The 20,960-nt window shown below is 62.5% G+C and carries 16 protein-coding genes and 4 tRNA genes; 17 read left to right on the forward strand and 3 right to left on the reverse strand.

The window, feature by feature from the left end; all coding sequences use genetic code 11:
- Positions 1 to 208 precede the first annotated feature (208 nt).
- From gltX to IF690_RS10825, 10 genes are all read left to right on the forward strand, one after another.
- Entirely contained in the window at positions 209 to 1,690 is a 1,482-nt protein-coding gene (gene gltX, locus IF690_RS10780) for a glutamate--tRNA ligase (protein ID WP_007922014.1), read from the forward strand.
- Positions 1,691 to 1,915: 225 nt separating this feature from the next.
- Positions 1,916 to 1,991: transfer RNA gene (locus IF690_RS10785), tRNA-Ala, on the forward strand.
- 79 nt (positions 1,992 to 2,070) lie between these two features.
- Positions 2,071 to 2,146, forward strand: a tRNA-Glu gene (locus IF690_RS10790).
- Positions 2,147 to 2,199: 53 nt separating this feature from the next.
- A tRNA-Ala gene (locus tag IF690_RS10795) sits at positions 2,200 to 2,275 on the forward strand.
- A gap of 80 nt (positions 2,276 to 2,355) precedes the next feature.
- A tRNA-Glu gene (locus IF690_RS10800) sits at positions 2,356 to 2,431 on the forward strand.
- A 182-nt stretch (positions 2,432 to 2,613) separates the two neighbouring features.
- Positions 2,614 to 3,153 carry a TetR/AcrR family transcriptional regulator gene (locus tag IF690_RS10805; RefSeq protein ID WP_097302715.1) on the forward strand — a complete coding sequence of 180 codons (540 nt, stop codon included), beginning with the start codon at positions 2,614 to 2,616 and terminating at the stop codon, positions 3,151 to 3,153.
- A 29-nt stretch (positions 3,154 to 3,182) separates the two neighbouring features.
- Entirely contained in the window at positions 3,183 to 4,016 is an 834-nt protein-coding gene (locus tag IF690_RS10810) for an alpha/beta fold hydrolase (RefSeq protein ID WP_202700036.1), read from the forward strand.
- A 48-nt stretch (positions 4,017 to 4,064) separates the two neighbouring features.
- On the forward strand, positions 4,065 to 4,502 hold the full coding sequence (locus IF690_RS10815; protein WP_007922008.1) for an acyl-CoA thioesterase: 438 nt from the start codon (positions 4,065 to 4,067) through the stop codon (positions 4,500 to 4,502).
- 120 nt (positions 4,503 to 4,622) lie between these two features.
- Complete coding sequence (locus IF690_RS10820; RefSeq protein WP_202700037.1) at positions 4,623 to 5,582, forward strand: tRNA dihydrouridine synthase; 960 nt, start codon at positions 4,623 to 4,625, stop codon at positions 5,580 to 5,582.
- Between the two features lie 121 nt (positions 5,583 to 5,703).
- Positions 5,704 to 6,150 (forward strand): Hsp20 family protein, encoded by a 447-nt coding sequence (locus IF690_RS10825; protein ID WP_038580533.1) that lies wholly within the window; start codon positions 5,704 to 5,706, stop codon positions 6,148 to 6,150.
- A gap of 115 nt (positions 6,151 to 6,265) precedes the next feature.
- Here the strand turns inward: IF690_RS10825 and IF690_RS10830 are convergent, their stop codons facing one another.
- Together IF690_RS10830 and IF690_RS10835 are read right to left on the reverse strand one after the other, a co-directional pair.
- The gene (locus IF690_RS10830; RefSeq protein WP_202700038.1) at positions 6,266 to 9,544 is read right to left on the reverse strand and encodes a sensor domain-containing protein; all 3,279 of its coding nucleotides are present in this window, start codon (positions 9,542 to 9,544) and stop codon (positions 6,266 to 6,268) included.
- An 81-nt stretch (positions 9,545 to 9,625) separates the two neighbouring features.
- On the reverse strand, positions 9,626 to 10,516 hold the full coding sequence (locus IF690_RS10835; protein WP_053260337.1) for a LysR family transcriptional regulator: 891 nt from the start codon (positions 10,514 to 10,516) through the stop codon (positions 9,626 to 9,628).
- A gap of 145 nt (positions 10,517 to 10,661) precedes the next feature.
- On the opposite strand from IF690_RS10835, the gene leuC reads away from it, so the two are divergent.
- The 6 genes from leuC to IF690_RS10865 all read left to right on the forward strand — a co-directional run bounded on the left by leuC (position 10,662) and on the right by IF690_RS10865 (position 19,164).
- On the forward strand, positions 10,662 to 12,080 hold the full coding sequence (gene leuC / locus IF690_RS10840; protein ID WP_202700039.1) for a 3-isopropylmalate dehydratase large subunit: 1,419 nt from the start codon (positions 10,662 to 10,664) through the stop codon (positions 12,078 to 12,080).
- Between the two features lie 10 nt (positions 12,081 to 12,090).
- The gene (gene leuD, locus IF690_RS10845) at positions 12,091 to 12,735 is read left to right on the forward strand and encodes a 3-isopropylmalate dehydratase small subunit (protein WP_009048098.1); all 645 of its coding nucleotides are present in this window, start codon (positions 12,091 to 12,093) and stop codon (positions 12,733 to 12,735) included.
- A 178-nt stretch (positions 12,736 to 12,913) separates the two neighbouring features.
- Entirely contained in the window at positions 12,914 to 13,996 is a 1,083-nt protein-coding gene (gene leuB, locus IF690_RS10850) for a 3-isopropylmalate dehydrogenase (RefSeq protein WP_202700040.1), read from the forward strand.
- A gap of 54 nt (positions 13,997 to 14,050) precedes the next feature.
- Positions 14,051 to 15,163 carry an aspartate-semialdehyde dehydrogenase gene (gene asd, locus IF690_RS10855; RefSeq protein WP_007921989.1) on the forward strand — a complete coding sequence of 371 codons (1,113 nt, stop codon included), beginning with the start codon at positions 14,051 to 14,053 and terminating at the stop codon, positions 15,161 to 15,163.
- A 178-nt stretch (positions 15,164 to 15,341) separates the two neighbouring features.
- Positions 15,342 to 16,352 (forward strand): aspartate-semialdehyde dehydrogenase, encoded by a 1,011-nt coding sequence (locus IF690_RS10860; protein ID WP_202700041.1) that lies wholly within the window; start codon positions 15,342 to 15,344, stop codon positions 16,350 to 16,352.
- A gap of 202 nt (positions 16,353 to 16,554) precedes the next feature.
- Complete coding sequence (locus tag IF690_RS10865; protein ID WP_202700042.1) at positions 16,555 to 19,164, forward strand: motility hub landmark protein FimV; 2,610 nt, start codon at positions 16,555 to 16,557, stop codon at positions 19,162 to 19,164.
- Positions 19,165 to 19,240: 76 nt separating this feature from the next.
- On the opposite strand, the gene IF690_RS10870 is transcribed toward IF690_RS10865, so the two are convergent.
- On the reverse strand, positions 19,241 to 19,900 hold the full coding sequence (locus IF690_RS10870) for a M24 family metallopeptidase (RefSeq protein ID WP_202700043.1): 660 nt from the start codon (positions 19,898 to 19,900) through the stop codon (positions 19,241 to 19,243).
- Positions 19,901 to 20,132: 232 nt separating this feature from the next.
- Here IF690_RS10870 and truA point away from each other — a divergent pair, with 232 nt between their 5' ends.
- Complete coding sequence (truA, locus tag IF690_RS10875) at positions 20,133 to 20,957, forward strand: tRNA pseudouridine(38-40) synthase TruA (RefSeq protein ID WP_016704910.1); 825 nt, start codon at positions 20,133 to 20,135, stop codon at positions 20,955 to 20,957.
- The last annotated feature ends 3 nt before the right edge of the window (positions 20,958 to 20,960 follow it).

The raw sequence follows: 20,960 nt of genomic DNA on the forward strand, positions 1-20,960 counted from the left end.
GCTGCGATCGGCCGGTACGGCCGTGGCATTCTTGAAATCGCTGGAGGTCCTGCGGACCTATCGCAGCCTGCGGCAGCGGCTACCGATTCGTTTCGAGTAGCCTCGGCCCTGGCTTAAATGCCCTGCTCACTGGAGCGGGGCCGGCATCGCCTGTTACCATTCGCCTCTTGTTCGATCTTTGCTTTTCATCTTCTTTTCGAGACATGCCATGACCACCGTCCGCACGCGCATCGCGCCATCGCCTACCGGGGATCCCCACGTAGGTACCGCTTACATCGCCTTGTTCAACTACTGCTTCGCCAAGCAGCACGGCGGTGAGTTCATCCTGCGCATCGAAGACACCGATCAACTGCGTTCGACCCGCGAGTCCGAGCAGCAGATTTTCGACGCCTTGCGCTGGTTGGGCATCAACTGGAGCGAAGGCCCGGACGTAGGCGGCCCGCACGGCCCGTACCGGCAGAGCGAGCGTAGCGAGATCTACCAGAAGTACACCCAGCAGTTGGTCGACATGGGCCATGCCTTCCCGTGCTTCTGCACCGCCGAAGAGCTGGACCAGATGCGCGCCGAGCAGATGGCCCGTGGCGAGACGCCGCGCTACGACGGCCGCGCACTGCTGCTGTCCAAGGAGGAGGTTGCCCGCCGCCTGGCCGCTGGCGAACCCCATGTGATCCGCATGAAGGTGCCGAGCGAGGGCGTCTGCGTGGTGCCGGACATGCTGCGTGGCGATGTCGAGATCCCGTGGGATCGCATGGACATGCAGGTGCTGATGAAGACCGATGGCCTGCCAACCTACTTCCTGGCCAACGTGGTCGACGACCACCTGATGGGCATCACCCACGTATTGCGTGGCGAAGAATGGCTGCCTTCGGCGCCGAAACTGATTCTGCTCTACGAGTATTTCGGCTGGGAGCAGCCGCAGCTGTGCTACATGCCACTGCTGCGTAACCCGGACAAGAGCAAGCTGTCCAAGCGCAAGAACCCGACCTCGGTGACCTTCTACGAGCGCATGGGGTTCATGCCGGAAGCCATGCTCAACTACCTGGGCCGCATGGGCTGGTCGATGCCGGACGAGCGCGAGAAGTTCTCGCTGCAGGAAATGGTCGATAACTTCGACCTGTCGCGCGTCTCCCTGGGTGGGCCGATCTTCGATATCGAGAAACTGTCGTGGCTCAATGGCCAGTGGCTGCGCGACCTGCCGGTGGAAGAGTTCGCCAGCCGCGTGCAGACCTGGGCGCTGAACCCCGAATACCTGATGAAGATTGCGCCGCACGTGCAAGGCCGGGTGGAAACCTTCAGCCAGATTGCGCCGCTGGCCGGGTTCTTCTTCGCCGGTGGCGTGACCCCGGATGCCAAGCTGTTCGAATCGAAGAAACTTTCGGGCGATCAGGTACGGCAACTGATGCAACTGATCCTGTGGAAGCTGGAAAGCCTGCGTCAGTGGGAAAAGGACAGCATCACCGCGACCATCCAGGCCGTGGTCGAATCCCTGGAGCTGAAGCTGCGTGATGCCATGCCGCTGATGTTCGCCGCGATCACCGGCCAGGCCAGCTCGGTCTCGGTGCTCGATGCCATGGAAATCCTGGGGCCGGACCTGACCCGTTTCCGCCTGCGCCAGGCCATCGACCTGCTGGGTGGCGTGTCGAAGAAAGAAAACAAAGAGTGGGAAAAGCTGTTGGGCGCGATCGCCTGATTCAGCGCGCTGATTCGCGGGAACCGGCACGCTGGCTCCCGCGAAACTGTGCAAGCAGTGAAATTGCGGTCGTTGGCGGAGGGCACAACGGTCCGCAAAAGCCCCGGATTTACGGGGGAGGGCGGTAAGTGATTGTTATGCCGGCAAATTTTTTTAAAAAAAGCTGAAAAAAAATTTGACAGCCTTCCGATACGCCCTTAAGATTCGCCCCGTCCTCACCGACGAGGGGCTATAGCTCAGCTGGGAGAGCGCTTGCATGGCATGCAAGAGGTCGACGGTTCGATCCCGTCTAGCTCCACCAATTTACAGTTCAAGGTCTGGCCACACCGGCCTTGAATCGATCGGTTCTCAGCGCTGATCAGTTGTATAGAAGGGTTTGTGTCCCCTTCGTCTAGTGGCCTAGGACACCGCCCTTTCACGGCGGTAACAGGGGTTCGAGTCCCCTAGGGGACGCCAGTTTTACAGAAGCGATATTGCAAGATGTCGCTCCGCCGCGAGGCGAAAAATCCGGGGCTATAGCTCAGCTGGGAGAGCGCTTGCATGGCATGCAAGAGGTCGACGGTTCGATCCCGTCTAGCTCCACCAATTTTACAGTTCAAGGTCTGGCCACACCGACCTTGAATCGATCAGCTCTCAGCACTGATCAGTTGTATAGAAGGGTTTGTGTCCCCTTCGTCTAGTGGCCTAGGACACCGCCCTTTCACGGCGGTAACAGGGGTTCGAGTCCCCTAGGGGACGCCACGATTACCCGCTCTGCGGGATTTATAAGGGTCATTCAATTATTGAATGGCCCTTTTGTTTTTCTGGCGTTTGGCCAATTCTCCCTTTCTCCCCACACTGTTCTTCTGACCGGCGGTCACACTAACGACTTGCGAAAATTTATTATGAGAATAATATTTTGATCGTAATATTCGGAGGCAACGATGAACGATAAAAAAGCTCAAACCCGCGAACGCATTCTCCAGGCCGCCAGCTCCGCGCTGGTGCAACGTGGCCCGGCCGAGCCGAGTGTGGGCGAAGTGATGGGCGCCGCGGGCCTGACGGTCGGTGGCTTCTATGCGCATTTCGAAAGCAAGGATGCCCTGATGCTGGAAGCGTTCAGCCAATTGCTGGCCCAGCGCCGGGGCCTGATTGCCGATATGGATGCGTCGCTGACCGGTGAAGAGCGGCGGGCGCTGGTGGCGGCGTTCTACCTGTCGCGCAAGCACCGCGACTCCACTGAGCAGGCCTGCCCGATCCCGGCATCGGTCGGTGAGATGGGGCGCCTGCCGGACGATTTCCGCAAAGTCCTGAATGAACACATCGAGCTGATGCTGGCCCAGTTGGCGACCACGCCTGAAGACATCGACAAGGCCCTGGCCGACCTGGCCCTGATGGTGGGTGGCTTGTCCCTGGCCCGGGCGCTGGGAGCCGGTGAGCTGTCGGACCGTTTACTGCGCGCTGCCAAGTCGGCGGTGCTATGACCTGAGGCGCTGGCCTGAGGAGAGAAGCGATGAGCACGTTAAGTTGGGTTCGTGGCGTTAATGGCACCTTGGGCTGGGTTGCACCGAAGCTGGTCGCCAGCAAGATGCGGCTGGTATTCATGACGCCGCGCGAGCGACTGCCGCGTGACTGGGAGCTGCCGCTGCTGGCGCGTTCGGAGCGCATCACCCTGCGTTTCGGGCTTTCGGCGTTGCGCTGGGGCCAGGGGCCGGCGGTGCTGCTGATGCATGGCTGGGAAGGGCGTCCTACGCAATTCGCCAGCCTGATCGATGCGCTGGTGGATGCCGGTTACAGCGTCGTGGCGCTGGATGGTCCCGCTCACGGACGTTCTCCCGGTCACGAGGCCAATGTGATGCTGTTTGCCCGGGCCATGCTTGAAGCCGCCGCGGAGTTGCCGCCGCTGCGCGCGGTCATCGGCCACTCCATGGGGGGCGCCAGCGCCATGCTGGCGGTGCAACTGGGCTTGCGTACCGAGACTCTGGTCAGCATCGCCGCCCCAGCGCGAATACTCGGTGTGTTGCGCGGTTTCGCCCGTTATGTGCGCCTGCCGCCGAAGGCGCGCTCGGCCTTTATCCGCCAGGTGGAGCAGGATGTCGGCATGCGCGCCGCGGCCATGGATGTCGCGTGCTACCAGTTGGATATGCCCGGGTTGATCGTGCATGCCGAAGACGACAACTTTGTCCCGGTCAAGGAGTCCGAATTGATCCACGAGGCCTGGTTCGACAGCCGCTTGTTGCGCCTTAAGGAAGGCGGGCATCAGCGCGTACTGGCCGACCCGCGGGTGATCGAGGGTGTGCTGACGCTGCTGGCCGGCCGCAGCCTGCAAGCGCGCCAATCCGCCTGAGCAATCCGTTACACTGCCCCGGTCGAATAATCTGACCGGGAGTGGGGCATGGGCTGGGATCTGGCAACGCCATTTATCATCGATCTGCAGGTGGGGGCCGAAGACATCGACGGCTTGGGGCATGCCAACAACGCGGTGTATGTCACTTGGCTCGAACGTTGCGCCTGGCGTCATTCCCAGCGCCTGGGCCTGGACCTGAGCGAGTACCGCCGCCTGGATCGAGCCATGGCGGTGGTTCGTCACGAAATCGACTACCTGGCGGCGGCCTATGAAGGCGACGAGCTGCAACTGGCGACCTGGATCGTCGATTGGGACCAGCGCCTGAAGATGTCGCGGCGTTTCCAGCTGGTGCGTCCGAGCGACGGCGCCACCTTGCTGCGGGCCCAGACCACCTTTGTCTGCATCGAGCTGTCCAGCGGCAAGCCCAAGCGCATGCCGGCGGAATTTCTCGAAGGTTATGGACCGGCATTGCAAGGCGCGAGCTGAGCCTTCGGCATGGCTGTATCGTCGCCTGTGACCATCCACCCGTTGAAATACCTGCTCCCCAGCGAAACCCAGTAAACTGCCGCACGTTTTTTCTACCGCGTTTTACGTTGAGTGTGATTCATGCAAATTGCTTTGGCGCCCATGGAGGGGTTGGTCGATGACATCCTGCGGGATGTGCTGACCCGGGTCGGTGGTATCGACTGGTGCGTGACCGAGTTCATCCGGGTCAACGACCAGTTGCTCACGCCGGCCTATTTCCACAAGTTCGGCCCCGAGTTGTTGAATGGCGCCCGGACCGCGTCCGGCGTGCCGCTGCGGGTGCAGCTGCTGGGTTCCGATCCGGTGTGCCTGGCGGAAAACGCCGCGCTGGCCTGCGAACTCGGTTCCGAAGTCATCGACCTGAACTTCGGCTGCCCGGCCAAGACCGTCAACAAATCCCGTGGCGGTGCGGTGCTGCTCAAGGAGCCGGAGTTGCTCAACCAGATCGTCGAGCATGTGCGGCGTGCCGTGCCTGCGCATATCCCGGTGACTGCCAAGATGCGCCTCGGCTTCGACAGCCCGGATGGCGCGCTGGTGTGCGCCACCGCGTTGGCCGAAGGTGGCGCGGAACATATCGTGGTGCATGCGCGGACCAAGGTCGACGGCTACAAGCCACCGGCGCACTGGGAGTGGATTGCGCGGGTGCAGGACGTGGTCAAGGTGCCGGTGTTCGCCAACGGCGATATCTGGAGCGTCGAAGACTGGCGCCGCTGCCGCGAAGTCAGCGGCGTGGAAGACATCATGCTCGGTCGTGGCCTGGTGTCGCGTCCGGACCTGGCCCGGCAAATCGCTGCCGCGCGGGCCGGGGAGGAGATGGTCGAGATGACCTGGGCCGAGCTGGTGCCGCTGATCCAGGACTTCTGGCTGCAAGCCAAGGCACAGATGACGGCTCGCCAATCGCCGGGCCGCCTGAAGCAGTGGCTGGCGATGCTGACCCGCAATTATCCCGAGGCGGTGGAGTTGTTCACCGTCCTGCGCCGTGAAACCGAACCGGATCAAGTCTCGCGTTTGCTGGGCTTGCCAGTGGCCGAGGCGGCCTGAAAAAAATCTGCAAAAAGTCTCTTGAAATGCAATGGGCGGTCCCTATCTAAGGGGTACGCGATGCCGAATTCGGGTCGCGGAGACAAAAAAACTTGCTGATTGTTTTCAGGAGATTTGAACCATGAGTACTGCATTTTCCCTCGCGCCACTGTTCCGTTCCTCGGTGGGTTTCGACCGTTTCAACGACCTGTTCGAAACCGCCCTGCGCAATGAGCCAGGCAGCACCTATCCGCCCTACAACGTCGAAAAGCACGGTGACGACCAGTACCGCATCGTCGTGGCCGCCGCCGGTTTCCAGGAAGAAGACCTGGAGCTGCAAGTCGAGAAGGGTGTGCTGACCATCAGTGGCGGCAAGCGTGACGCGAACGAAGGCGTCACCTTCCTGCACCAGGGCATTGCCCAGCGTGCGTTCAAGCTGTCCTTCCGCCTGGCCGATCATATCGAGATCAAGGCCGCCGGTCTGAGCAACGGTCTGTTGAGCATCGACCTGTTGCGGGTGATCCCGGAAGAAGCGAAAGCCAAGCGCATCCCGATCAACGGGACGCAGCAGCCGGCGCTGCAGCATTGATTCATGCGCAGCCACACAGGCGTTTGATCAAGCGCTGAGTCGCTGAAAAGGCCCCGACCAGTCGGGGCCTTTTTTATGGTTGCGCCAAACACTGGCAATTGCCGCCTGTGATCTGTCAGGCCAGCAAGGCTTTCAAATCCTCCAGCGGCAACGGGCGGCTGTGCAGGTAACCCTGATACAAGTGGCAGCCCAGGCCTTGCAGGAACTCGAGCTGCTCCGCGGTTTCCACGCCTTCGGCGATCACATTCAAGTCCAGGCTGCGGGCCATCGCGACGATGGCGCGAACGATCTCCGCGTCGTTGGGGTCGTGGGTCGCGTCGCGGACGAAGGACTGGTCGATCTTCAGCGCATCCACCGGCAAGCGCTTGAGGTAGGTCAGCGACGAATAACCGGTGCCGAAGTCGTCCATGGCGAAACTCACACCGAGTTTTTTCAGGCGCCGCATCTTGCTGATGGTGTCTTCCAGGTTCTGGATCACGATGCCTTCGGTGATTTCCAGCTTCAGCAGCGAAGACGGCAGTTGGTATTGGCTCAGGCTGCGCTCTATGCGCTCGACGAAGTCATTCTGGCGGAACTGCCGTGGGCTGATGTTCACGCACAGGCTGAAATCGAGCGGGTCCACCAGGCCTTCGGCGACCAGTTGGCTGAAGGCCTGGCAGGCTTCGTCGAGAATCCAGGTACCGACCTCGAGGATCAGGCCGCTGTCTTCCAGGACCTTGATGAACTCGGTGGGCGATTGCGCCCCCAGTTCGGGGTGGTGCCAGCGCACCAGGGCTTCGGCGCCGACGATGCGGTTGTCGCGGGCGTCGACCTGGGGCTGGAAGTGCAGGCTGAATTCGCCCCGGGACAGCGCCAGGCGCAGGTCGGTTTCCATGCGCAGGCGCTCGCTGGCGGCTTTCTGCATGGTGTTGTGGAACATCTGGGTGGTGTTGCGTCCGGAGTCCTTGGCCCGGTACAGCGCGATATCGGCGCGCTTGAGCAGGTCGGTGGGGGTCGAGCCATGATCGGGAATCAGGGCCACGCCTATGCTTGGGGTCACCTGCAGGCGCTGGCCGTCGAGGAACATCGGTTCGGACAGCAGCTCGCGCAGGGTGTCGGCCAGTTCCCGTACCTGGTCGCTGACTTCGCTGCGGCTGCCCTCCAGGCCACTGAGCAGGACCACGAACTCGTCGCCGCCCAGGCGGGCCACGGTGTCTTCCATGCGCACGCTGGCCTCGAGCCGGGCGGTGACGATCTTCAGCACGGTGTCGCCCACCGGATGGCCGAGGGAGTCGTTGATGTGCTTGAAATGGTCCAGGTCGAGAAACAGCAGGGCACCGCGCAGGTTATGGCGCTTGAGCAGGGCGATCTGCTGGCTCAGGCGGTCCATCAACAGGGCGCGGTTGGGCAGGTTGGTCAGCGGGTCGTGGTAGGCCAGGTGGCGAATCTGCGCCTGGGCGTTTTTCAGCAGGCTGACGTCCCGCGCGGTGAGCAGCAGGCAGGGGGTCTCGTTGAGGGTGATGGGTTCGACCGACACCTCGACCGTCAGGATCTCTCCGCGCTTGTTGCGGCCAAGCATTTCCAGGTGATTGACCCGACCTTTGATCTGCAGCTCGGCGAGCAGGATCGAGCGCTGTTTTTCCTCGGCCCAGATACCGACCTGATACACGGTGCGGCCGATCACTTCTTCGGCGCGGTAACCGGTCAGCCGGCAGAAGCCGTCGTTGACCTCCAGGTAACGCCCGGTGTCGCGCTCGGTGATGGTAATGGCGTCGGGGCTGGAGTGGAACGCCTTGGCGAACTTCTCTTCGCTGGCCTTGAGCGCGGCTTCGGAGCGCTGTTGCTGGGTGATGTCGCGCAGCGTGGTGACAATGCAGGGTTGTTTGTCGACGGTGATCTGCCGGCTGGAAATGATGCAGGTCAGGGGTTGCCCGTCCTTGTGCCGGACCACCACCGCGACGTTGTTCAGCGCCTGTTCGCGAATCACCTGCTCGATCCGTTGCAGGCGCTGGGCGGAGTCGTCCCAGAGGCCGATTTCGTCGGCGCTGCGGTTGAGCACTTCGTCGACGGTCCAGCCGAAGGTCTGGGTGAAGCTGGAGTTGATCTCGATGAACTGCCCGGTTTCCTGGAGCGTGACGCAGATCGGGTCCGGGCTGACCTGGAACAGGCTGGCGAACTTCTCCTCGGACGTCACCAGGCGCTGCTCGCGCTCGACCTGTTCGGTGATGTCCAGCAAGGTCCCGGCCATGCGCAGCGGGTTGCCTTGCTCATCGCGGTAGAGGCGGGCACGGCTTTCCAGAAAGCGTGACGAGCCATCGGCCAGCTGTACGCGATAGGTCAGCTGATAATTGCCGGCCGGGCCTTCGCGCAGGCTGCGGTAGGCATCGCGCATGTTGTCGCGCTCTTCGTCGGGCACGCCCTCGAAAAACGCATCGAAGGACTCATGGAACGGCATCGGCTCCAGGCCGTGCAGCTGTGCGGCGCGGGCCGAGCCGTAGAGCATGCCGCTGGGAATGTCCCAGTCCCAGGTGCCGAGCTGGGCCGAGTCCAGGGCCAGGTCGAGGCGCTCCTGGCTGTCCTTGAGGGCCTGTTCGGCGAGTTTGCGTTCGCTGGTGTCGAGGAAGGTGCTGAGCAGGTAGGCCTGGCCTTCCAGCTCGACTTTCTGGGCGCTGAGAATGCCGTCGTGAATCTGCCCGTTGCTGGCGCGCAGTTGCACTTCGAGGGTGGCGGCCTGGCCGCGCTTTTGGACCGCCTTGACCATTTGCGCGCGTTGTTCCGGGTCGACCCACAGGCCCAGTTCGAGGGTAGTGCGGCCTATGACGTGCTGCACCGGCCAGCCGAAGAGGATTTCGAAGTACTGGTTGGCTTCGCTGATCAGGCCATCTTCCAGGCGGGTCAGCAGCACCATGTTCGGGCACAGGTGGAACAGCGTGGCAAAGCGTTTTTCCGAACTGCTCAGGGCCTGCTCCCGCTGGCGTTGATGGGTGATTTCGCGAATCACGCCGATCATCCGGGGCTTGCCGTGTTTGTCCGGCAGCACGCTGCCATTGATCTCCAGCCAGTGCAGGCTGCCGTCGGGCCAGCGGATGCGGTGATGCATCGCCTGCTCCAGCGGCGCGCCGGCCAGCACCGAATGGAAGGCGCGAATGGTTTTGGCGCGGTCTTCCTCGGGCAGCAGGTCGAGGTATTCCAGGTCTTTGGGCAGCGGCTGGCGCGGATCGAAGCCAAACAGCGCCTGGGTGCCCCGCGACCAGCTGATTTGTCCGCTTTCGATGTCCCAGTACCAGGCGCCCAGCCGTGCGCCATTGAGTGCGGCAAGCAGCTGCGGGGCGCTCTCCCAGCTTTGCTCCGACTGTTTGGGGTCGAGCGCGTGAATGCGCGGCATGGGCGGTAGACGGTCAGCGGGTTTTGGCATGAGTAGCGGGCCTTGGGCTGAAAAGAGCGTTAGGCGCGGGTCCGGGCAGGCAAAGAGGGGGCATAAGCCATGCCGGGACGCTTACGCCTTGGTCCCTGGCCAATCGACTTGTGCATCCAGTAAGGCCATGAAAGCCCGCGCAGCATTCGACAGCGTCCGTTCGGTATGCAGGATATAGCCTAGCTGGCGAGTGAGCTGTATGCCCGGTAAAGGAATGCGCGCCACCTGATCGTCGAGCATGGTGCGCGGCAAGACGCTCCAGGCCAGGCCGATAGACACCATCATCTTGATGGTTTCCAGATAGTTAGTGCTCATGGCGATGTTCGGGGTCAGGCCCTGGGCCTCGAACAGGCGCTGGACAATATGGTGGGTAAAGGTGTTGCCGCCAGGAAATACCGCCGGGTGCAGGGCGATATCGGCCAGGCTGACCGTGCCGTTGCTCACCAGCGGGTGCTCGGGGGCGGCGACGAAGTCCAGCGGGTCGTTCCATACTGGTGTGGCCTTGACCAGCGTATGGGGCTCGGGGGCCAGGGTAATCACCGCCAGCTCGGCGCGACCGTGGAGGATCTCTTCATAGGCCACTTCCGAGTCGAGGAACTGGATGTCCAGGGCCACTTCCGGGTAACGCCGGGTAAAGGCGCGCAGCAGGGGCGGCAGGCGGTGCAGGCCGATATGGTGGCTGGTCGCCAGGGTCAAGCGGCCGCTGACTTCGCCGGTCAGGTTGGTCAGCGCCCGGCGGGTGTCGTCCAGCACGTTGAGGATCTGATAGGCCCGTGGCAGCAGGGCGCGTCCGGCCTCGGTCAGGCCCACCTCGCGGCCCAGGCGATCGAACAGTCGGACGTTGAGCTGTTGCTCAAGGCCGGCGATGCGCTTGCTGATGGCCGGTTGGGTCAGGTGCAGGCGTTCTCCGGCTCCGGAGAAGCTGCCGGTTTCGGCAATCGCGATAAAGGCATTGAGGTTGGCCAGGTCCATGGTCGTATTCCAGTCGGTTATCCAAAGTATAAAAAATATGAATTTGAGTTATTTAATGTAACGCCATAGCATCAGCCTCACAAGCCAAGGGGTTATTGACCGGTGTCAGAGACCCGCGGCATAGAAAATGATGAGGAACCGTCTGATGGCCGGCAAAACGCTCTACGACAAGCTCTGGGATTCGCATTTGGTCAAGCAGCGCGACGATGGCTCGGCGCTGATCTATATCGATCGTCACATCATCCATGAAGTGACCTCGCCGCAAGCCTTCGAAGGCCTGCGTCTGGCCGGGCGCAAGCCTTGGCGCATCGATGCCAACATCGCGACCCCGGACCACAACGTACCGACCACGCCGGAGCGCAAGGGCGGCATCAGCGCGATTGCCGACCAGGTCTCGCGTTTGCAGGTTCAGACCCTCGACGACAACTGTGACGAATACGGCATCGTCGAATTCAAGATGAACGACGTGCGCCAGGGCATCGTTCACGTCATCGGCCCGGAGCAGGGCGCGACCTTGCCCGGCATGACCGTGGTCTGCGGCGACTCCCACACCTCGACCCACGGTGCCTTTGGCGCCCTGGCCCACGGTATCGGCACCTCCGAGGTCGAGCATGTGCTCGCCACCCAGTGCCTGGTCGCCAAGAAAATGAAAAACATGCTGGTGCGGGTCGAGGGTACGTTGCCATTTGGCGTGACCGCCAAGGACATCGTCCTGGCCGTGATCGGCAAGATCGGCACCGCTGGCGGTAACGGCCATGCCATCGAGTTTGCCGGCAGTGCGATTCGCGACCTGTCCGTCGAAGGCCGCATGACCATCTGCAACATGTCCATCGAAGCCGGCGCCCGCGTGGGCCTGGTGGCGGCGGACGAAAAGACCGTGGAATACGTCAAGGGTCGTCCGTTCGCACCCAAGGGCGCGGAATGGGACCTCGCCGTCGAAGCCTGGAAGGACCTGGTGTCCGACGCCGACGCCCGGTTCGACACCGTGGTTGAGCTGGATGCGGCGCAGATCAAGCCGCAGGTCAGCTGGGGCACTTCGCCCGAGATGGTGCTGGCCGTCGATCAGAACGTGCCGGACCCGGCCAAGGAGATGGACCTGGTCAAGCGCGACTCTATTGTCCGTGCCTTGAAATACATGGGTTTGACCGCCAACCAGGCGATCACCGACATCCAGCTGGACCGGGTATTCATCGGTTCCTGCACCAACTCGCGGATCGAAGACCTGCGTGCCGCGGCCGTCATCGCCAAGGGCCGCAAGGTGGCCTCGACCATCAAGCAGGCCATCGTGGTCCCGGGTTCGGGCCTGGTGAAGGCCCAGGCGGAGTCGGAAGGCCTGGACAAGATCTTCCTCGAAGCAGGCTTCGAATGGCGTGAGCCGGGCTGCTCGATGTGCCTGGCGATGAACCCGGACCGTTTGGAATCGGGTGAGCATTGCGCTTCGACCTCGAACCGCAACTTTGAAGGCCGGCAGGGCGCCGGTGGGCGTACTCACCTGGTCAGCCCGGCCATGGCCGCGGCCGCCGCCGTCAACGGTCGCTTCGTCGACGTCCGTGAATTGATCTAAGGAGCGCAGCATGAAAGCTTTCACCCAGCACACCGGTCTTGTCGCGCCTTTGGATCGTGCCAACGTCGACACCGATCAGATCATTCCCAAGCAGTTCCTCAAGTCGATCAAGCGCACCGGCTTCGGCCCGAACCTGTTCGACGAGTGGCGTTACCTGGATGTCGGCCAGCCGTACCAAGACAACTCCAAGCGCCCGCTGAACAAGGACTTCGTGCTCAACGCCGAGCGCTACCAGGGCGCCAGCGTGTTGCTGGCCCGGGAAAACTTCGGTTGCGGCTCCAGTCGCGAGCACGCCCCTTGGGCGCTGGAAGAATATGGTTTTCGCAGCATCATTGCGCCGAGCTACGCCGACATCTTCTTCAACAACAGCTTCAAGAACGGTTTGCTGCCGATCATCCTCAGCGATGCTGAAGTCGATGAATTGTTTCAGCAGGTCGAGGCCGAGCCGGGCTACCAGCTGCAGATCGATCTGCAGGCCCAGACGGTGACCCGTCCCGATGGCAAGGTGTTGAAGTTCGAGATCGATGCGTTCCGCAAGCATTGCCTGCTCAACGGTCTGGACGATATCGGCCTGACCTTGCAGGATGGCGACGCGATTGCCGCCTTCGAGGCCAAGCATCGGGCCAGCCAGCCGTGGTTGTTTCGCGACGCCTGATCGGCGTTGTTGTAGGAGCGAGCTTGCTCGCGATAGGTCCTGAAACCACTAAAAAATCATAGCGGGCTTGATATTCGGGCCGGCGCTTCGTTCTCTACAGGTAGACGGCGCGCAGGCCAGGCAACAGTATTTTTCCGGGCGTGCCGACCAGCACACCGACAGAGCAAATGAGGAAAGCATGAGCAAGCAGATTCTGATTCTCCCAGGTGACGGCATCGGCCCGGAAATCATGGCCGAGGCGGTCAAGGTGCTGGAGCTGGCCAACGCCAAGTACAGCCTGGGCTTCGAGCTGAGCCACGACGTGATCGGTGGCGCGGCCATCGACAAGCACGGCGTGCCGCTGGCCGATGAGACCCTGGATCGTGCGCGGGCAGCCGACGCGGTCTTGCTGGGCGCCGTGGGCGGCCCGAAATGGGACAGGATCGAGCGTGATATCCGCCCTGAGCGCGGCCTGCTGAAGATCCGTGCGCAGTTGGGGCTGTTCGGCAACCTGCGTCCGGCGATCCTCTATCCGCAACTGGCCGATGCTTCCAGCCTCAAGCCGGAAATCGTCTCCGGCCTGGACATCCTCATCGTCCGCGAGCTGACCGGCGGTATCTACTTTGGCGCGCCACGCGGCACCCGCGAACTGGACAACGGCGAGCGTCAGTCCTACGACACCTTGCCGTACAGCGAGAGTGAAATCCGTCGCATCGCCCGTGTCGGCTTCGACATGGCCCGTGTGCGCGGCAAGAAGCTCTGCTCGGTGGACAAGGCCAACGTCCTGGCGTCCAGCCAGCTGTGGCGCGAGGTGGTCGAGCAGGTGGCCAAGGATTACCCGGATGTCGAGCTGAGCCACATGTACGTCGACAACGCTGCCATGCAGCTGGTGCGTGCGCCGAAGCAGTTCGACGTGATCGTCACCGACAACATGTTCGGCGACATTCTTTCCGACGAAGCGTCGATGCTCACCGGTTCCATCGGCATGCTGCCGTCCGCGTCGCTGGATGCCAACAACAAGGGCATGTACGAGCCATGCCACGGTTCGGCGCCGGACATCGCCGGGCAGGGCATCGCCAACCCGCTGGCGACCATTCTGTCGGTGTCGATGATGCTGCGTTACAGCTTCAACCTGAACGACGCGGCGGATGCCATCGAAAAGGCCGTGAGCCTGGTGCTGGACCAGGGATTGCGCACCGGTGACATCTGGTCGGCCGGTTGCACCAAGGTGGGTACGCAGGAAATGGGCGATGCAGTAGTCGCCGCGCTGCGGAATCTGTAATCTTTCGGGCCCACCGCTCAGACGGTGGCCCACTTTTGTATAGGTGTAGTTGCGATGAAACGTGTAGGTCTGATCGGTTGGCGCGGCATGGTCGGTTCCGTGCTCATGCAGCGGATGCTGGAAGAGCAGGACTTCGATCTTATCGAGCCGGTGTTTTTCACCACTTCCAATGTCGGTGGCCAAGGCCCGTCCGTGGGCAAGGACATTGCTCCGCTCAAGGACGCTTACAGCATTGAAGAGCTGAAGACCCTCGACGTGATCCTGACCTGCCAGGGCGGCGACTACACCAGCGAAGTCTTCCCCAAGCTGCGCGAAGCCGGCTGGCAGGGCTACTGGATCGACGCCGCCTCCAGCCTGCGCATGCAGGATGACGCGGTGATCATCCTCGACCCGGTGAACCGCAAGGTCATCGACCAGCAGTTGGACTCCGGCACCAAGAACTACATCGGTGGCAACTGCACCGTCAGCCTGATGCTGATGGGCCTGGGCGGCCTGTTCGAAGCCGGTCTGGTGGAATGGATGAGCGCCATGACCTACCAGGCGGCGTCCGGTGCCGGCGCGCAGAACATGCGTGAACTGATCAAGCAGATGGGCGCGACCCACGCCGCCGTGGCGGATGACCTGGCCAACCCGGCCAGCGCCATTCTCGACATCGACCGCAAGGTCGCCGAAGCCATGCGCAGCGATGCCTATCCGACCGAGAACTTCGGTGTGCCGCTGGCCGGCAGCCTGATCCCGTGGATCGACAAGGAACTGCCGAACGGCCAGAGCCGCGAAGAGTGGAAGGCCCAGGCCGAGACCAACAAGATCCTCGGTCGCTTCAAGAGCCCGATCCCGGTCGACGGTATCTGCGTCCGCATCGGCGCCATGCGCTGCCACAGCCAGGCGCTGACCATCAAGCTGAACAAGGACGTGCCGATCGCCGATATCGAAGGGTTGATCAGCCAGCACAACCCTTGGGTCAAGCTGGTGCCGAACCAGCGCGATATCAGCATGCAGGAACTGAGCCCGACCAAGGTCACCGGTACCCTGAACATCCCGGTGGGTCGTCTGCGCAAGCTCAACATGGGCTCGCAGTTCCTCGGCGCATTCACCGTCGGCGACCAGCTGCTGTGGGGCGCCGCCGAACCGCTGCGCCGTATGCTGCGGATCCTGCTCGAGCGTTGATCCTCTGATGCGTTGAAAGAGCCCGCGCCTTGCAAGAGGCGCGGGCTTTTTCATATCGGCACAGGCCTGCTGCAGGAACCAGCTGGTTGGTGATGAGGCCCGCGGCTCCCCATTGAATTGCCTCGCCCCCGAGCGCCGGGTAAAGTGCCGCTCCCCCCGTTTCGCCAGAGGTAGCAGCATGAACCAGTCCTTCGATATCGCCGTGATCGGTGCCACCGGTACTGTCGGCGAAACCCTCGTCCAGATTCTCGAAGAACGCGATTTTCCGATCGCCAACCTGCATCTGCTGGCCAGCAGCGAGTCGGCGGGGCACTCGGTGCCGTTTCGTGGAAAAAATGTGCGCGTGCGCGAGGTCGACGAGTTCGATTTCAGCAAGGTGCAACTGGCGTTTTTCGCTGCCGGCCCGGCGGTGACCCTGAGCTTCGCCCCGCGGGCCACGGCGGCCAATTGCGCGGTGATCGACCTGTCGGGCGCATTGCCTTCGGCCCAGGCGCCGAACCTGGTGCCGGAAGCCAACGCGCGCGTGCTGGCCGGCCTGAAGAAGCCCGTGCAGCTGAGCAGCCCCAGCGCCGCGGCCACGTCGCTGGCGGTGGTCCTGGCGCCCTTGCAGGCATTGTTCGGGATCCAGCGGGTCAACCTGACCGCCAGCCTGGCGGTGTCCACCCAGGGCCGCGAAGCGGTAACCGAGCTGGCGCGGCAGACCGCCGAACTGCTCAATGCCCGCCCATTGGAGCCACGCTTCTTCGACCGGCAGATGGCGTTCAACCTGTTGGCCCAGGTCGGTACGCCCGACGAGCACGGTCACACCTTGTTGGAAAAACGTCTGGTCCGGGAGTTGCGCGAGGTGCTGGCGCAGCCTTCATTAAAGATTTCTGTCACTTGTGTTCAAGCCCCGGTGTTTTTTGGCGATAGCTATAGCGTGACTCTGCAGTCAGCCACGGCGATCGACCTGGACGCGGTCAATGCCGCGCTCGAAGCGGCGCCTGGCATTGAACTGGTAGAGGCGGGCGACTACCCGACCGCGGTGGGCGATGCAGTAGGGCAGGATGTGGTCTACGTTGGTCGGGTGCGCGCGGGGATCGACGACCCGGCGGAACTTAATCTCTGGCTGACGTCAGATAACGTACGCAAAGGGGCTGCGCTCAACGCGGTGCAGCTGGCTGAGTTGTTGATAAAAGACCTGCTGTAAAAGATACTTGGCAACAATTTGCAGAATGATTCTAGCTGGGCGCTATGCTTGGCTGGTTGCTGGAGGTGAGCTGCTGTCGCGGGCTTCCAAGGCATGCAGACATAATCGCGCGAAGCGGCCCTTCAGGCCGCACGCAATGCCTTACGGCAGCGCTACAACACCTTCTCGCTGGCCGAGGAATGTTCAAACAAAGGATGAGGCTATGGTTCAAGTTCGCAAACTGGTGTTAGCAATAGCGGCCGCGTCGGCGCTGTCCTCCGGTATGGCGCAGGCGCTTGGGCTCGGGGAGCTGACCCTGAAGTCGACTCTGAACCAGCCACTGGTTGCAGAAATCGAATTGCTGGACGTCAAGGATCTCACCGCCGCCGAGGTGGTGCCGAGCCTGGCCTCGCCTGAAGATTTCGCCAAGGCGGGTGTCGATCGCCAGGCTTTTCTCAATGACCTGAGCTTTACCCCGGTGCTCAATGCCAACGGCAAGAGCGTGTTGCGGGTCACTTCGAGCCAGCCGCTCTCCGAGCCGATGGTCAAGTTCCTGGTGCAGGTGATGTGGCCCAATGGCCGTCTGCTGCGCGACTACAGCGTCCTGCTCGATCCGTCCAAGTTTTCCCCGCAAACCGCTGAGGCGGCCGCGCAATCCGCGGCCCAGGCTCCAGCGGTTGCCGCGCCAGTCACCGGTGCCAGCAAGCCTGCCCAGTACACCACCTCGGCCCGCGACACCCTCTGGGAAATCGCCGCCAAGGCCCGTAATGGCGGTTCGGTCCAGCAAACCATGCTGGCCATCCAGGCGCTGAATCCGGATGCCTTTATCGATGGCAACATCAACCGGCTAAAAACCGGGCAGGTATTGCGCCTGCCCGATGCAGTGCAGAGCACCAGCCTGCCGCAACCACAAGCGATCGCCGAGGTCGCCGCGCAGAATACGGCGTGGCGTCAGGGGCGTCGCCTGGCATCACGCGGTGCTCAGCAGCAACTGGACGGCACCCGGCGCGCCGGCGCGGACAAGGCGCCTGCGCAAGGTGCGGTCAAGGATAATCTGAGCCTGGTGTCTGCCGAGTCGGGCAAGGCGCGGGGCAAGGGTGCGGCTGGCGATAGCCAGGCGCTGAGCAACAAGCTGGCGGTGACTCAGGAAAGCCTCGATACGGCCAAGCGTGACAACGCCGAGTTGAAAAGCCGCATGGCGGACTTGCAGAGCCAGCTGGACAAGCTGCAACGCCTGATCGAATTGAAGAACGACCAGTTGGCCAAATTGCAGGCGCAAGGGGCGGGTGCCGTGGCGCCAGCCCAACCAACCGCGGCCATGCCGGCGCAACTGGCTGAGCAGCCTGCGACCCCGGCGGCGCCAGTGACCGATCCTGCGGCAGCTGCGGGCGAGGCCCCGGCTGAAGCGACACCGGCCCAGACGCAAACGTCGGCTTCCGATGAAGACAAATTCAACGACCTGCTGACCAACCCGATCCTCCTGGGGCTGGCGGGCGGTGGGGCAGTGCTGGTGCTGTTGCTGCTGCTGTTGCTGGCTCGCCGCCGCAAGGCTCAGCAGGAGGCGGAAAAGCATCTGCGCATGGCGCGCGCTTTGTCCGAAGAGGCTGAGTTGTCCAAGGACCTGGAGCTGCCGGAAAGCAGCTTCGAAGGCCTTGAAGTTCCACCGCCGAGCGTCAAGCTTGCTCCAGCTCCAGCTCCAGCTCCAGCTCCAGCTCCAGCTCCAGTCGTGGCGCCGGTGGTGGCCGCGGCGCCGGTGGCTGCTGCGGTCGAGCATCCGGTCGATGTGCTGGATCAGGCCCAGTCCCATATCGATGGCGGTCGCCTGAACCAGGCGGCGGCGATCCTGGAGGAAGCCGTCAAGCTGGAGCCGCAGCGTAGCGAGTTGCGCTTGAAACTGATGGAAGTCTATGGCCATCAGGGCGATCGCAGCGCTTTTGTGGCCCAGGAACGTCAGCTGGTGGCCAATGGCAAGAACCACGCGGAAGTCGAGCAACTGAAAAGCCGTTTCCCGGCGATGGCTGCGGTGGCGGCTGCAGGTCTCGGCGCGGCTGCTGTAGCGGCGGCGCTGGATGCTCAATACGTCAAGGAACTGTTGCTCGACGAGCCTCAGGAGCCTGCGCCGGTAGCGGCTGTCGACGATCTGGATACCGATTTCGATCTGAGCCTGGACGATCTGGAGGCGGCCTCTCCAGCGGAGCCAACTGCTCCGGCTGCTCCTGCTCAAGTTGAACCCGAGCTGGACGACTTTCCGCTGGATGACGACCTGAGTTTCGAGTCGGTGCTGCAGCAGCAGACCGAAGCCAAGGAAAGCCTGGATGATCTGTCGGATTTCGACCTGGATCTGGGCGAAGACCTTCCTGCCGCGGCGCAAGCCGACGAGGATTTCCTTCTCAGCCTGGATGACGACCTGAAGGACCTGCCGGCTGTCGAGGTGCCTACGGTGACCGAAGCTGCGCTCGACGATCTTGAACTGCCTGCGGACTTCGACTTGTCCCTGGCGGACGAGATGGATGCGCAGCCCGCCGCCAAGGATGCTTTTGCGTCCGAACTGGACGATGTCAACGCCGAGCTGGATCGCCTGTCGCAAAGCCTTGAGCAGCCGGAATTGGCCGAGCCGACCTTTACCGCGGAAGACGCCGTGGGCAGCGCCGACGAAGGGGATTTCGATTTCCTTTCCGGCGCCGACGAAGTGGCGACGAAGCTCGACCTGGCCCAGGCCTACATCGACATGGGCGACAACGATGGCGCGCGGGATATTCTCGGCGAAGTCATCAGTGAAGGTAACGACGGTCAGAAAAGCGAAGCCAAGGAAATGCTCGCGCGTCTGGTCTGAGTCGGCGCTAGCAGCAAAAAAACGGCAGCCATCGAGGCTGCCGTTTTTGTTTCCGGGCTGATCAGCGCTCGTGCTGTCAGGCCAGCAGGTCTTCGTAGAAGGCGCCGAACGGCCGGGTAGGGTGGGCGATCTGGATTTCCAGGATCCACAGGCCGACATTGGGGCACGCCTCGAAGTTGCCCAGGTCGCCCGCTCGATAAATGGCATGGGGGAAGTCGCTGACCCGGTGCCCCTTGATCTCCAGGTTCAGCACCCAGCCCATGGCGTTCGCCTGTTCTTCGGCATAGCGATACAGGGCGGGGCCGGCCACCTTGTGCTCGCTCCAATGATCGCGGACCCGTTCGAACAGGGTTTGGGCTGCCGCGGCGCAGGCTTGCATCTCCGGATCGTTGCCGGTGACGAAGGTTGCGCCGCAATCGCCTTCGTGACGGTCCCAGACCACTCCCAGGTCGATAAAGAAGATGTCGTTGTCACCCAGTATCGGATCGCCTTCGGAGCGTTGCTTGAAGGTCTTCAGGGTGTTTATGCCAAAACGCACCAGCGCCGGGTGCCAGATCCTGTCCATGCCCAGCTCTGCAAGCACCTCCAGCCCCAATGCGCGAGCCTGGGATTCGAGCATGCCTGGCTGGATGCGCGCGGCTATCTGCGTGATGGCCTCCCAGGTCTTGTGCTTGGCGTGGAGCATGCCTTGCAGGCTGTAGGCGAGGCCTACGGCCTCCTTGTTGATGGCGGTCATTGGTCAGAGGTCCCGGTCGAGTGGATTTATGCTTATCGCTATATATTTATCTATATAGCGTTGGTCCTGGTTTTCACGCAATCCTGTTTACGCTCGCCGGCGCATAACCGGCAAACTTCAACTAAAAGCGGGCCGTGCATGGCGTCTGCCTGCGCGCGCCTTATAATGGCCGCCTTTGCGCATATCAGCAGGCTGTAAGTTCTTGGCAAATATAGATAACGCGGCCGCCGAAATGGCGGCCGCAGGCTTTTTCAGAATCGCGTTGGGTGTCGAATACAAGGGCTCGCGTTATCGCGGCTGGCAGCGCCAGGCTTCCGGGGTCCCGAGTGTCCAGGAAACCCTCGAGAAGGCGCTGTCCCGGGTGGCGGATTCGCCGGTGCTGCTGTCTTGCGCCGGGCGTACCGACGCCGGTGTGCATGCCTGCGGGCAGGTGGTGCACTTCGATACCCAGGCCGAACGTTCGATGAAGGCATGGGTGATGGGGGCCAATATCAACCTGCCCCACGACATCAGTGTGAGCTGGGCCAAGGTCATGCCGGCGCATTTTCATGCGCGGTTCAAGGCGATTGCCCGCCGCTACCGCTACGTGATCTACAACGACCAGATCCGTCCGGCGCACTTGAACGAGGAGATCACCTGGAATCATCGCCCGCTGGATGTCGAGCGGATGGCCGAAGCCGCCCAGCATCTGGTGGGCACCCACGATTTCAGTGCGTTCCGCGCCGGGCAATGCCAGGCCAAGTCACCGATCAAGGAAATCCATCATCTGCGGGTCACTCGCCACGGCAAGATGATTGTCCTGGATATCCGCGCCAGCGCGTTCCTGCATCACATGGTGCGCAATATCGCCGGGGTGCTGATGACTATCGGCGCGGGCGAGCGTCCGGTCGAGTGGGCCAGGGAAGTGCTGGAGAGCCGGATTCGCCGCACGGGCGGGGTGACGGCGCATCCTTTCGGGTTGTATCTGGTGCAGGTCGAGTACCACGATGAGTTCGAGTTGCCCGAGCGATACATCGGGCCACATTTCCTCACCGGTTTCTCGGAACTTGACGGCTGACGC

Source organism: Pseudomonas sp. SK3(2021), assembly GCF_016772375.1.
GTDB classification, from domain to species: Bacteria; Pseudomonadota; Gammaproteobacteria; order Pseudomonadales; family Pseudomonadaceae; genus Aquipseudomonas; species Aquipseudomonas chlororaphis_I.

Bases quoted from the DNA above. Each gene is read 5' to 3' on its own strand.
- gltX (WP_007922014.1), top strand. From the start codon at position 209: ATGACCACCGTCCGCACGCGCATCGCGCCATCGCCTACCGGGGATCCC.
- IF690_RS10805 (WP_097302715.1), top strand. From the start codon at position 2,614: ATGAACGATAAAAAAGCTCAAACCCGCGAACGCATTCTCCAGGCCGCC.
- IF690_RS10810 (WP_202700036.1), top strand. From the start codon at position 3,183: ATGAGCACGTTAAGTTGGGTTCGTGGCGTTAATGGCACCTTGGGCTGG.
- IF690_RS10815 (WP_007922008.1), top strand. From the start codon at position 4,065: ATGGGCTGGGATCTGGCAACGCCATTTATCATCGATCTGCAGGTGGGG.
- IF690_RS10820 (WP_202700037.1), top strand. From the start codon at position 4,623: ATGCAAATTGCTTTGGCGCCCATGGAGGGGTTGGTCGATGACATCCTG.
- IF690_RS10825 (WP_038580533.1), top strand. From the start codon at position 5,704: ATGAGTACTGCATTTTCCCTCGCGCCACTGTTCCGTTCCTCGGTGGGT.
- IF690_RS10830 (WP_202700038.1), bottom strand. From the start codon at position 9,544: ATGCCAAAACCCGCTGACCGTCTACCGCCCATGCCGCGCATTCACGCG.
- IF690_RS10835 (WP_053260337.1), bottom strand. From the start codon at position 10,516: ATGGACCTGGCCAACCTCAATGCCTTTATCGCGATTGCCGAAACCGGC.
- leuC (WP_202700039.1), top strand. From the start codon at position 10,662: ATGGCCGGCAAAACGCTCTACGACAAGCTCTGGGATTCGCATTTGGTC.
- leuD (WP_009048098.1), top strand. From the start codon at position 12,091: ATGAAAGCTTTCACCCAGCACACCGGTCTTGTCGCGCCTTTGGATCGT.
- leuB (WP_202700040.1), top strand. From the start codon at position 12,914: ATGAGCAAGCAGATTCTGATTCTCCCAGGTGACGGCATCGGCCCGGAA.
- asd (WP_007921989.1), top strand. From the start codon at position 14,051: ATGAAACGTGTAGGTCTGATCGGTTGGCGCGGCATGGTCGGTTCCGTG.
- IF690_RS10860 (WP_202700041.1), top strand. From the start codon at position 15,342: ATGAACCAGTCCTTCGATATCGCCGTGATCGGTGCCACCGGTACTGTC.
- IF690_RS10865 (WP_202700042.1), top strand. From the start codon at position 16,555: ATGGTTCAAGTTCGCAAACTGGTGTTAGCAATAGCGGCCGCGTCGGCG.
- IF690_RS10870 (WP_202700043.1), bottom strand. From the start codon at position 19,900: ATGACCGCCATCAACAAGGAGGCCGTAGGCCTCGCCTACAGCCTGCAA.
- truA (WP_016704910.1), top strand. From the start codon at position 20,133: ATGGCGGCCGCAGGCTTTTTCAGAATCGCGTTGGGTGTCGAATACAAG.